This window comes from Streptomyces sp. LN549 (assembly GCF_043203805.1).
GTDB lineage: Bacteria > Actinomycetota > Actinomycetes > Streptomycetales > Streptomycetaceae > Streptomyces.
The window spans coordinates 8,042,087-8,053,952 of sequence record NZ_JAZHRI010000002.1 but is presented as its reverse complement, the minus strand read 5'-3'; the positions used below and the strand labels follow the sequence as shown (position 1 = coordinate 8,053,952).

General features: G+C 68.1%; 9 protein-coding genes. 2 read left to right on the top strand and 7 right to left on the bottom strand.

The features are described from left to right. From SH922_RS35800 to SH922_RS35780, 5 genes are all read right to left on the bottom strand, one after another. Window positions 1-849, bottom strand: a complete 849-nt coding sequence (locus SH922_RS35800; protein WP_393062703.1) for an MlaE family ABC transporter permease — start codon at window positions 847-849, stop codon at window positions 1-3. Continuing rightward, entirely contained in the window at window positions 846-1,841 is a 996-nt protein-coding gene (locus SH922_RS35795; protein ID WP_136324787.1) for an ABC transporter ATP-binding protein, read from the bottom strand. Before SH922_RS35795 ends, SH922_RS35800 begins: the two co-directional genes overlap by 4 nt. 693 nt (window positions 1,842-2,534) lie before the next feature. Next, window positions 2,535-3,494 carry a hypothetical protein gene (locus SH922_RS35790; RefSeq protein ID WP_393062702.1) on the bottom strand — a complete coding sequence of 320 codons (960 nt, stop codon included), beginning with the start codon at window positions 3,492-3,494 and terminating at the stop codon, window positions 2,535-2,537. Window positions 3,495-3,533: 39 nt separating this feature from the next. Further along, window positions 3,534-5,000: a DUF6801 domain-containing protein gene (locus SH922_RS35785; RefSeq protein ID WP_393062701.1), complete on the bottom strand. Its 1,467-nt coding sequence runs from the start codon at window positions 4,998-5,000 to the stop codon at window positions 3,534-3,536. A gap of 152 nt (window positions 5,001-5,152) precedes the next feature. Further along, window positions 5,153-5,797, bottom strand: a complete 645-nt coding sequence (locus SH922_RS35780) for a hypothetical protein (RefSeq protein WP_393062700.1) — start codon at window positions 5,795-5,797, stop codon at window positions 5,153-5,155. Between the two features lie 988 nt (window positions 5,798-6,785). Here SH922_RS35780 and SH922_RS35775 point away from each other — a divergent pair. Then, the gene (locus SH922_RS35775) at window positions 6,786-7,262 is read left to right on the top strand and encodes a DUF6924 domain-containing protein (RefSeq protein ID WP_393062699.1); all 477 of its coding nucleotides are present in this window, start codon (window positions 6,786-6,788) and stop codon (window positions 7,260-7,262) included. A gap of 329 nt (window positions 7,263-7,591) precedes the next feature. Continuing rightward, a complete protein-coding gene (locus tag SH922_RS35770; protein ID WP_393063784.1) occupies window positions 7,592-8,641 on the top strand; it encodes an ISAs1 family transposase in 1,050 nt (349 codons plus the stop codon). A gap of 273 nt (window positions 8,642-8,914) precedes the next feature. Here SH922_RS35770 and SH922_RS35765 read toward each other — a convergent pair whose 3' ends face one another. Together SH922_RS35765 and SH922_RS35760 are read right to left on the bottom strand one after the other, a co-directional pair. Then, entirely contained in the window at window positions 8,915-10,939 is a 2,025-nt protein-coding gene (locus SH922_RS35765) for an FAD-dependent oxidoreductase (RefSeq protein WP_393062698.1), read from the bottom strand. Further along, window positions 10,936-11,865, bottom strand: coding sequence for a polyprenyl synthetase family protein (locus tag SH922_RS35760; RefSeq protein ID WP_393062697.1), 930 nt, complete (start codon window positions 11,863-11,865; stop codon window positions 10,936-10,938). The genes SH922_RS35765 and SH922_RS35760 overlap by 4 nt, the downstream gene beginning before the upstream one ends. Window position 11,866 lies beyond the last annotated feature (1 nt).

Here is an 11,866-nt window from a genome sequence, read left to right as displayed (position 1 = left end):
TCAGCTCCCCTTCGCGGGGACGATCTGGAGATAGATCGCCGTGAGGACCATGTTCACGAAGAACAGCAGCATGAAGGTGATGACGACGGACTGGTTGACCGCGTCCCCGACCCCTTTCGGCCCGCCGCGCGGGTTCAGGCCGCGGTAGGCGGCGACGATGCCGGCGATGAATCCGAAGATCAGGGCCTTGATCTCGCTGATGTACAGGTCGGGCAACTGGGCCAGGGCGGAGAAGCTGGACAGGTAGGCGCCGGGGGTGCCGTGCTGCATGACCACGTTGAAGAAGTAGCCGCCCATCGTGCCGACGACGGAGACGAGGCCGTTGAGCAGGACGGCGACCAGCATCGTGGCCAGGACCCGCGGGACGACGAGGCGCTGGACGGGCGAGACACCCATGACCTCCATCGCGTCGAGCTCCTCGCGGATCTTGCGCGATCCGAGGTCGGCGCAGATCGCCGAACCGGCGGCCCCTGAAACCAGCAGCGCCACGATGATCGGGCTGGCCTGCTGGATGACGGCGAGGACGCTGGCGCCGCCGGTGAAGGACTGGGCGCCGAGCTGCTGGGTGAGGGAGCCGACCTGGAGGGCGATGACCGCACCGAACGGGATGGAGACGAGGGCGGCGGGCAGGATGGTGACGCTGGCGACGAACCAGAACTGCTCGATGAACTCCCGTACCTGGAAGGGTCTGCGGAAGGTCTCGCGGCAAACGGTCCCGGCGAGGGTGAACAGCTTCCCGGTCTCGCGCAGCGGGGCGAGCAGCCGCGTCGGCCGTCTCTCCTCGGGCGACTTCTCCTGCACCCGGTCCGCCGGCGGCTCGGGGGGCCGCACCGGCATGGGGGCGGTCACGGGCGCCCACCGCCCGCGGCGGGGCTGTAGCTGTTCAGAATGGCGGTACGGGCGGCCTCCGGCAGCTGCCCCATCATCGCCATGACCCGCTCCCGGCGGCGCAGGGCGCCCTGCCGCACGGGCAGGCCTGGCGAGGGCTCCAGTTGAGGTACGACGGTGCGCGGGGCGTTGGCCGAACTGATGCCCTGCCCGTAGCCGTTGAGCTGCTCGGCGGCGAGGGTGGCGGCGTCCTTCTCCTCGGACATGCCGATGGGTCCTTCGCGCCGCCCGGCAAGGAACTGGGAGACGACGGGCAGATCGCTGGTGAGCAGTACCTCGCGCGGTCCGAAGGTGACGAGGTTGCGGCAGAACAGCATGCCCATGTTGTCCGGGACGGTGGAGGCGATGTCGAGGTTGTGGGTGACGATCAGCATCGTCGCGTCGATCTGCGCGTTGAGGTCGATGAGCAGCTGCGAGATGAACGCGGTGCGGACCGGGTCGAGTCCGGAGTCCGGCTCGTCGCAGAGGATGATCTGCGGGTCCAGCACGAGTGCGCGGGCCAGGCCCGCCCGCTTGCGCATGCCGCCGGATATCTCACCGGGCAGCTTGTCCTCTGCGCCGAGCAGACCGACGATGTCGATCCGCTCCATGACGATCCGGCGGATTTCCGATTCCCTCTTACGGGTGTGCTCACGCAGCGGAAAGGCGATGTTGTCGAAGAGGGACATCGACCCGAAGAGCGCACCGTCCTGGAACATGAGCCCGAAGAGTTTCCGGGTCTCCATGATCTTCCGCTCGGGGCTGTTCACCATGTCGACGCCGTTGATGAGAACACGTCCCTGCTCGGGCTTGAGCAGGCCGATGATGGATTTGAGGAAGACGGTCTTTCCGGTGCCGGAAGGACCGAGCATCACACTCACTTCGCCGGCGGGCAGGGTGAGGCTGACGTCCTGCCAGATGTTCTGCTTACCGAAGGATTTCGTAAGGCCTTCAACGACTACTTCGATTCCCATCGGCCCTCCCTCGACGTATCGGTGAACGAAGTCATCTGTCAGCGCTCCGGCTCTGAGAAATCCAATGGCGGCTCGTCACACATGCACCAGGAGGCGCACGTTATGTCCGCCGAAACCGCCAGGACAAGCCGTTGAACAGCGGAAATCGACGAACCAGGTGCTCGATGTGGATCACTTGTCACCGAGTGACAAAGCCGTACACCGGCTTTGTCGGAATCTGAGCAAGATCTCCGGTGTGCGGGTCGGGGCCCCACGGACCGTGGGGCCGGAGCCGTGTGGCCCCGACAGCGGGAGCGCCGCCCCTGGACGACGGGTTCGGGGCGGAAGCAATTCCCGGTGCGGTATCCGGGTCAAGGGGGGCGCGACCTGGACTCCACGAGCGTCGAACGAACAGTTACGGACGCGTTTCCGTGCTGCTCATCAGGGACGCTACGGCCCAGTAACCTGACTTCGCAATAGCGGTTCCTGAACTTTCTGCACAGCCATTGGTGGCAGGATTGTTTTTGTCCGGCGGTGAGTAAGGACCTTCATCCCGTTGTCGACAAGTGAGTCTTTTCGGCTTCGCCGCACTGCTTCACCGTGCCCACTTGCGCACACCTCCGCCCCGCCCGGAGCGGCATCCGGGCGGGGCGGAGGAAGGGGGAACCGTCAGTGCATGGGCACGTGGGCGATGCCGAAATCAAGACCGCCGAACTACTGGGCCACGCCGGCGTGCCAGTTGTCCGAGAGCACCTGACCGGCGTTGGGCGCGGAGCTGTCCGGGGCCGCCAGCCCTGCCGTGTAGGTGGCGGCGTCATTCAGCACCAGGTTGTTGTTGCCGGCCGCCGAGGGCAGCGCGGTCTTCAGGTTGACCGCCCAGTTGAGCTCACCGAGGGTCAGGGGGCCGCAGCCGCTCACCCCGGGAACGGCGAAGCCGCTGTCCCCCTGGTCGTTGCCGGTCAGCGAGAGGCGGTTCATCAGACCTGCGGTGTTGGGCGTGCCGTTGGCGTCGAAACGCTGACTGCCCAATGCCGGCGCCGAGAGGTTCTGCGGACGCAGCACGACCGGGCTGGACTTGGTCCCGATGTAGCACTTGGACCCGAGGAACGTGTTCTGCAGGTGGATCCGGACCGGAATGTCGACGATCGTCTTTCCGCTCTGCATCCCCGCGATGAGATCGAAGTTGCTGGGTGTGCCAGCCGACTCCACTGTGGCCACGACCCGGTTGAGACTACTGTCGGCCAGTTGACCGCAGATGCCCGAGATCACCGGAATGTTACTGGGACACATGAGGCCCAGCAGACCACCGGGGATCTGCGTGGGCGCTCCGACGATCGACCCGCCGGCCGGTGCCACGACCCTGGACTCACCGGTGGACGCGTTGCGGACCACGCCGAACTGGAGGTCGTTCGCACCGGTCGTCGCCACGGTGTTGCCGAGCTTGATGGAACCGCTCTCGGAGTGCGAGGCCACGCATATCGCAATGTCCGTCTCGCCGTCTGCGGCGAGCATGGCCGGGTCGTCCACCGGGCACCGGCTGAAGGGCGCCCAGTTGCCGTTCATCTCCTGGGCGGACGCGGCGCTCGCCGGCGAGGTGCTCAGCGGAATGCCGACGGCCACCGCCACAAGTGCACCGAGCAGAGCGGGTCTGACACGTTTTTGGGCAGCACTCATTGATCGTCGAACCTTTCTAGGAATCGGGCGGGAGAGCCCTCAGCGTTCGGGGGTGGGCTTCTTGGGTTCCGGGCAATTCGCCGGCACGCCTTCGACGCACAAGGGGGACTGCATCATTTTGGTGAAGTTGCCCTTCCCGGATACCGACGCCGTGAAAAGACTGTCAAGGTCTTCCGTGGCACCGCATCCGGTAAATGGCGGCACATCCGAGTAGCCGGTCAAAGGCCCTCCGGTCATCACGGTGTACCCCACCGGGCCGTTCGTTCCGGTGCTCCCCTTCCCGACGAGCCTGAGCTCCATCGGCCTCACACTCCGGCAGTTGGCTCCGACGTCCAGCGGTTGCCCGTTGACGTCGACGTCGTAGAGACGTATGCGGAGAAGAGCAACGGCGGTGGTCATCTCTTTGTACTGCTTGGTCTCGGGATCAGGGGCCGAGTCACCCAAGGTGCCGATGTCGACCCTGCCCTCGAGAGTCAGCTCCACCTTCGCCGTAGTCGGCATGAAACCGAAGGTGAGGAAGGTGGCCTTCGCCGGCGGCATCTGCGGCTTGCCGTTGTGGTCGAGTGTGCCGTCAGTGGTCAGCCAGCTCTTCACGCCTGTCGGGCATTTGAGGAACGAGACAGATGTGTTCAGGTTGAGGACAAGCTTCGCGGGGTCACGGAACATCATGGCCTCGGCCAGCTTATTGACATTGGAATACCCCGCCATATAGCCATGGGCGGGTTTCGGCACCTGCGGGAACGGCCCCGCCATCACTGAGCAGCCTTCGGGCAGATCCACTTTCCCCAGCGTTGCCGCTGTGTCCTTCGGCACCTTCGTTCCGTCACTCCCGCCGGGGGTGCTCCTGGACGGCTCGGGTGCCGCGGGGGCCGCGCCGGGTGCCGGCGACGAGTTCCCACCGGGTGGGGGGACGTTGACGGCCGCCAGCTCGGCGCTCTGATCGGGATCGATCGCGCACGAGAGGGCTACGGGAGACGGAGCCGTTGTCGTTCCGTCCACCGCGCGGAAGGCGAGACCCACGTCGAGGTGACCCAACGCGAAGCCTATGTCCCCGCTCGATCTCGGCGTGATCGTCGGCACATCACCGGTGGCCCTGAACGCGAGGTCACCCGCAGCCGGAACGGGAGCCTCCGCAATCTCCAGTCCCTGCCAGGGCACGGACGTGGCTTCCCCCCGCTGTGAAACCTCCGTCACCACGCGGGCAGAGCCCGAGACAAGTGCCGAGTCGATCCCCGGCAAATCGGACAGGGCGGAACGTGGCAGCGCGAACGAGAGGTCCACGCCCCCAACCTGGATCGGAGTCCCGATATCTGTGGTGATGGGCAGCTCCGCCTCGACCTTCACCTTGACCGGCACCGAGCCGGAGGGCGAATCGCAGGTGTAGGCGACCTCCGCCTCGGCGGCCTGGGTGTCGCTGGCGGCTCCAACACCCGGCATGAAGCCTGTCATGAGTGCCAGCGCACCGACCGTGGCGATCCGTGCGGTGCGCCGCGGGCCGCTCGTCATGAATCTCATCTCGACACAACCTGCCGTCGTCTCAGTGCTCAGCACTCGTCCATGGGGTCCCGATGGCGAACGGGTCCGCCGCCGGAGAGGGTTGCGGAGCAGAGGCTGTCTCTGCTCCGCAACCCTCTCGATGCGGCGACGACCCGATGCGGTTACGGCGAGGTGATCGTGATCGGCGTAACCAGCTTGTACGTGGCGTCGAACGTGGCCGCGTCACCGGCGTTGAGCAGACCACTGCAGTTGGTGGCGCTCGCGACCGTCAGGCCGGCACCATTGTTGATGTCGAGTACGCCCGTGGAGTTCGTGTAGGTCACGTTGCTCGCGGTCCCGGTGATCACCGCATTGCAGGTGCCGAGGATGGTGGAGCCCGTCAGATTCACCTTGATACCCGACAGGGTTCCCGTGGAGACGCCACCGCTGTAGCTGTTCGCGTTGACGCTGATGACGGAGCCCGAAGCGAGCACAGCCGTGAAGGTGGAGCCGAGAGGTCCGGGGCACGGTGCGCCTGCGGAGCCGAAGGTGGCGGCGGTGATCTTCGCGAGTCCGGCACCGCTGGAGTACGTGCCACTCGTCGCGGTTCCACTGGCGGTCGCCGTGGAGCAGTCCACCTGCTGGCTGGTGACGGTGTCGATCAGAGTGGCCACGGTGCCGGCCTTGAGCGAGGCGGAGAAGGTGCCACTGGGGTTGGTCACGGTCCACGTGGCGAGTGCGGTGGCCGAGGCCGATGTCGCGGTGAAACCGAACGCCGCTGCAGCGACAGTGGTGGCGAACAGTGCTCGCCTGAGGGTGCTTCTCACGGAACTTACCTCCGGAATGTGGAGTTGGACGTACCCGATTGCCTTGCACCGCGCCCGCTGAGGGCTCGTAACAAGGGCGGCTCAACATCATGGAACGCAGAAGTCCAAGGACCCGGACTGCGTGATCGAACTCCGTGCGGATCGAACGTTACGAGCCAGTAGCCCAACGCTGCAATACCCCGCACAGAAATTCCCTGAGCCTCTCGATAAACACATTCCGTCTTAGCGATAACTCAGCAGATCACTGCGATTTTTTATACGAAAGTGAGTAGTCACACGGAGACGCGGGGGCCGGAGCCGCCTCCACGCACTCACCCGAGGCGCACCCACGGCAGTGGTCAACACCTCCGCAACATCACCTACCCGCCGGTAAGATCGTCGATCTCGGTGCCGCAAGCGGCCTGAATGCTGCCCGTTACGGTGCCGCTGAACTGCACGGAGCCACACCCGGCCGCCGGGTGAGCGGCCGCGGGGCGCCGCCGCGGCGCGCGAGCCGGTGGTTCCCACTCCTCCTGGCACCGCCCAGCGCCCCTCGGGAGGCACTCCACGCCGATGCACCCGGCGCATCAGGACAGAATGCAGAACCCGGCAGGCGGATGGCCCGATATCCATTAAAGACATACCCGTGAACGCACTACCCGGGACCGCCGAATAATTGGCTTCGGGAAAGGGATTTCCTTTACGCGCGCTCCGCTCGCAGTATTCCTTCGCTCGGGTCCGTTTACCGGGTGGCGGGGGGCAGGGCGGCGTCGTTCAGTGAGTCTGCCCGGTTTGATCACGTGATGCTGAGGTTGGGCAGGGCCGGTTGGTGTCGCGAGCGTGGTGGCGGAGGATGGCGGTACTGCTGATGTATTCGTGCAGGTCGGGGCTCCTACGGCCAGGTTGCGCAGTCAATGCCCAGGCGGAACGCCGATCCCGCGGGACGTGACAGACGGACCATGAGACAGTCACGGCACGGCTCACCGATCGTCACAGAGAAGAAGGACCCATGGGAACGTTGCCCGTTGTCACTGGCCACGATGAGTTTGATGCCTTGGTTGTCAGGACCGACTACCGCGACGACCAAGCGTGGCAGGACGTGGTGGCGGCACTGATGGAGCCCAGGGGAGACAGGCAGTACGAGGCCCAGGTCCATTTCATCAACGATCCGGCCTGGGTGGAGGCGACCATCGACGAGGTGCTGACTGCGGTCAGCAGTGATGAGAATCTGTCCGTTGTCTTCATTGCCGACCGGGTATGCATGCAGGCTGGACTCCACCCGCTGCTAGCAGTCACCACGCTGACGCGGGAGGACTGCGTCAACGATGAGGACTATGAGCAACTGACCGAGTTCGGCCGTGAGTTCCGCGCCATCCCCGCAGGGGTTCACGAGGTCTACGCGAACCTGAGTATCGGCAACCTGGGCTTCGAGGAGTTCGCGGCATGGGCCCAGGATGATCCCGAAGGGGTCTTCCGGCCCTTCTGAACGGAGCGAAAGTCACGACTGCGTCGTTCAGGCAAGTGAATCTGGGTTGATGGGGCTTCAGCAGCCTGGGCAGGGCCATGAGATTCTCGCCGGGGCTGACGCGGAGACAGGCACGCCTTCTGGTGATCATGAGGTGTCGAGTCCCTGATCACCACAACGGAAGACCGTGTCTGCCCGCTCATCTTCGCTCATCCCGAGCCCTCTGGGGCAACTCACCGACGCCGCACCGACCGCCCCTGATGATCTCCCCAGTCTGTTGACGTGCCTGGCTCAGGTGCCCGACCCTCGCCGCGACCAGGGCCGGCGCCCCCCACCCACTCGCCTTCGTCCTGTCCCTGGCCGCGTGTGCGGTCCTGGCAGGAGCGAAGTCCCTGACCGCGATCGCGGAGTGGGCAGCCGACGCCCCGCCACACGTCCTGGCCCGGCTCGGCGGTCCGTGCCGGGAGCCGGACCGAGGCCCCGTCGCCCCGGCCGAGGCCACAGTGCGCCGTGTCCTCCAGCGCATCGACGGAGACGCGCTGGATACGGCCGTCGGAAGTTGGCTCGCCGGGCGTGAACGCGCAGCCGGCCAGAAGGAGAACGACGACAGCGATTCGCCCTTGCCCTCCCTCGCGGTGGACGGCAAGACCGTGCGCGGTGCCCGCCGCACCGACAGCACCCAGGTCCACCTGCTCGCCGCGATGACGGAGACCGGCCTGGTCACTGCCCAGCGCGAGGTGGACGGCAAGACCAACGAGATCACCGTCTTCCAGCCCTTGCTAGCCCCGCTCGACCTGCACGGCACGGTGGTCACCTTCGACGCCCTCCACTCGCAGACCGCTCACGCACGCTTCCTCGTCGAGGACAAGCACGCCCACTACATCGCACTGATCAAGGGCAACCACCCCACCCTGCAACGGTGGCTGAAGGCCCTGCCATGGCGGGAAGTACCACTTCAGGACAAGACCCGGGCCACCGCACACGGCCGCGACGAGATCCGCCGGATCAAGGCCGCCACCGTGACGGGGATCCCGTTCCCACATGCGGTGCAGGCCATCCAGATCGTGCGCCGCAGACAGATCGTCACTACCGGCAAGGTCACACTGGAACGCATCTACGGGGTAACCGACCTGACCGCGGAGCAGGCCGACGCAACCGAGATCGCACGCCGCGTCCGCAACCACTGGGGCATCGAGAACAAGATCCACCACGTGAGAGACACCACGTACGCCGAGGACGCCTCCCGCGTTCGCACCGGCACCGCTCCACGTGCCATGGCATCCCTACGCAACCTGGCCATCGGCGCTCTCCGACTCGCCAGCCAGACGAACATCGCCGCTGGACTCCGCCACCACACCCGCGACGCAAACCGTCCACTGATCACCCTCGGCATCATGTGATCAACCAGGACACGTCACCTGAATGACGCCGCCCTGGCGGGGGGGGAGCCCGAGTGCGCCGCGGCGCCACCCGGCGGCGTGCCGGCCGGCTGGTTCGCAGGTCGACAGCGGTCCATGAGCGGCAGCGGCACCCTCCCCGCCGCTGCTGCGTCGAAGCTGCCTGGGCCGTGCGCCCGGCACGCCGGTTTACCGCTCCCTTACTCGCAGGTATGGCGCCCACCACCACGGGCTCCCGGTTGCGGAACGCGGCTGCCGGCAGGCGCCGTTCAGCGCCTATTGCGAAACGCCCGCCGGCCCGGCCACGGCAGCGACAAACTCCGAGAAGATCATCCGGGACATTGCGTGCGGCACGCCGTCGAGCAGAGTCTGCGTGGAGCGCTCCGCCGCCCGACAGGCCGCGACGGATCCCGCCAGCCACCGACCCAGCGACGCGGGGCCCTCGGGCGGCGCCGACTCCCCCACGTCCGACCAGGCGCTGATCCGGCCCTCCAGCAGAGCGGAGTGCGTGGTGTCCAGACGCGTCCGCTCACCCCGCAGTGCCAGCACGTCCTCCGCGTGCAGGAAGGCGCGGCCGCACTCCGCGCCCGCCTGCCGCAGCACCGCGGTCACCTCCTCGGAGGAACCGCCCAGTTGGGCGCCGATCCGCGCCGGGAACTCCAACAGGGCCGCGAACACGTCCTCGGCGGCCACCGAATCGTCGTGGGCGAGGCGCGCGCCCCGCAGCGCGGTCAGCTCAGCCAGCCAGTCCGCAAAGGCCCACGAGATCTCCGGAGTCACGGCGGCGATCAGCCGGGATGCCTGGGAGAGCAGGAAGTCGCCGGAGAGCACGACGGCTGCGGTGCCCCAGTCGACCGCCTTCCGCTCCCGGCCGGCCGGGGCGGGTTCCGTCGGCCCCAGGAAGCTCAGGGCGCCGAGCGTCGCGAGCTCGATCGCCGCGCCGACTGTCGCCAGCCGGATGTCCGGTCGACGGCCGGACGCCAACAGCGCCGCGTAGAAGGGGACGGCAGGCCGCAGCCGCTGATGGGCCGGCCCTCCCTCGGTGATCAACAGCCGCGCGATGAAGGGCCATTCGTCCCGCACCGTCGTCACGGCGACCTCGTCGCATGCCAGCAGGAACGGCTTCATGGCCGCCGTGGCCGCCGAGGGCAGCTGCATCCGGTCCACCGCCGTCAGCCCTGCCAGGCCTTCGGGCAGGAGCAGCGCCCGGCGTGCCTTGGCGAAGAAGGGACGGTCGCTGTCGGCCGTGGCCGACAGGATGCGCCACGCCAGGTGGTAGCGGCGCGAGGCGTGCTGGGCCGTCTCGAAGAAGCCGACGTACGCTGCGGCGAGCCCTCGCGTGTACGTCCGCCCCGCCGCATCCGGGTCGCCCCGGTGTCCGGCGACGGCACGCGCCGCCAGCAGCCCGCTCTCCACCGCATAGCTCAGCCCCTCCCCGGTGAACGGGTTGGCCAGACCTGCCGCGTCCCCGACCCGTAGCCCTCCGTGCTCCGGATCGACGGCAAGCGCCGGGGTGAAGCCGCAGTCGAGCGGGCCACTGAGCACGGCGCCCAGCGGACGCGCGTGGCGGAATCCGGGGTCGAGGGCACGGAACGCGGTGACGGCTTCATCCAGCAGGCCTTTCGCTCCGCCGGGCCCTCCCTGTCCTTGGAGCGTGGACACCCCGATGGTGCACGTGCCGGGCGTGGCCCCGGGCAGGTGCCACGCACACACCGGCAGTTCGGCGGGGCCGGTGGCCCGAGGAGGAGGCATCCGCAGGCGGATCGGCGCACCCGGCCCTGTGGCGCCGCCGAACCGCTGCACGGCCGTGAGCCCCGGAGCCTGCTCCTGTACGCCCCACCGGGCACCCGAGGCGATGACCACGTGCCGGGCCGTCACGGTCATCCCGTCCACACCGGTGCCTCCGGACCCGAGCCGTGCCTCGTACCCCTCGCCCGTCCGTCGTACGGACGCGACGTCGCACGCCACGTGAGTCGCTCCGAGCACCGTGGCCCGCCCCCGTAGCGCCTCCCCCAGCGTTCGCCGGTCGCAGACCGCCGCGCACAGGTCCGTCACCGCTCTGCCGCGCCCGTCGCCGAGATGGAGCAGGACCCCGTCCGCCGGCCGGGCCGCGACGGCGCCGAGCGCCCCCAGGCTGTCGAGGGCGCGCACCGCCGGTGAGCCCAGCAGCACGTCGTGTTCACGGTCGTCGGGCCGGCCCGCCAACAGGGTCCGGATACCGTGCCGGGCCAGTTCGGCGGCCGTCGCCGCTCCCGCCGGCCCGGCACCGACCACCAGCACCTCCGTACCCAGACGCGTCAACGTGCCCTCCCCCGCCACATCCCGGAGGCCGTGGCCAGCAGTTCGTCCCGGGCGGTCCCCGCGGGCAGCGGGTCCAGTTCGGCAAGGGCGTCCTCGTACCACCGGCCCGCCAGCTCTCTCGCCTCCTCGAGGCCCCGGCACTCGACGATCATGCGGTGCACCTGCGGCACCGCGCTCTCGTCGAGCGACGGTGACAGGAGCAGACCCGCCAGTTCACCGGAGGTGTCGCGGCGCAACGCACACAGGACCGGTGCGCCGAACAGTCCCAGCCGCAGGTCGGTGTGGAGCGGTTTGTCCACGCCGTCGGACTCCAGGTCGAGGCAGTCGTCGAGAATCTGGAAGGCGACCCCCAGCGCCTTCCCGAAACGGGCGGCGGCCCGGACGTGCTCGTCCGCCGCCCCTCCTTCGACGGCGCCGAGGACACAGGCGAGCCCGAACAGGTCACCGGTCTTGCGCGCCGCCAGCTCCGTGTAGACGGAGAGGGGCAGTTCGGTGTCGAAGGCCCGTTCCACGTCCATCAGCTCGCCGTACGACAGCCCGGCGACCGCGTCACCGACGATCCGGGCCAGCCCCTCGTCCAGGTCCGCCGTCTCCGTACCCACCAGGGCGAAACAGGCGAGGCCCGCCAGGGTGGCCGCCTCGCCGCCCACGACGACGTGGGCGGCGGGCGCGCCCCTGCGTACCTCGGCGCCGTCGATGACGTCGTCGTGCAGCAGGGACGCCAGATGGATGAGCTCGACGATCGCGCCGAGCCTGACGAGGCGCTGCTCGTCCGGCAGGCCGAGCCGACCGCAGGCGGCGAGCAGCGACGCTCGCAGACTCTTGCCCGGGGACGCGGCCAGGGCCACGACGGACGGGGCCAGCGCCGGGTGCAGGCCGTGCGCCAGCCGGATCAGGCGTGCGGTGACGCGCTGGGAGTACTTCATC

Excerpts from the sequence above, each read along its gene's own strand:
- SH922_RS35795 (WP_136324787.1), bottom strand. The coding sequence starts at position 1,841 with ATGGGAATCGAAGTAGTCGTTGAAGGCCTTACGAAATCCTTCGGTAAG.
- SH922_RS35790 (WP_393062702.1), bottom strand. The coding sequence starts at position 3,494 with ATGAGTGCTGCCCAAAAACGTGTCAGACCCGCTCTGCTCGGTGCACTT.
- SH922_RS35785 (WP_393062701.1), bottom strand. The coding sequence starts at position 5,000 with ATGACGAGCGGCCCGCGGCGCACCGCACGGATCGCCACGGTCGGTGCG.
- SH922_RS35775 (WP_393062699.1), top strand. The coding sequence starts at position 6,786 with ATGGGAACGTTGCCCGTTGTCACTGGCCACGATGAGTTTGATGCCTTG.
- SH922_RS35760 (WP_393062697.1), bottom strand. The coding sequence starts at position 11,865 with ATGAAGTACTCCCAGCGCGTCACCGCACGCCTGATCCGGCTGGCGCAC.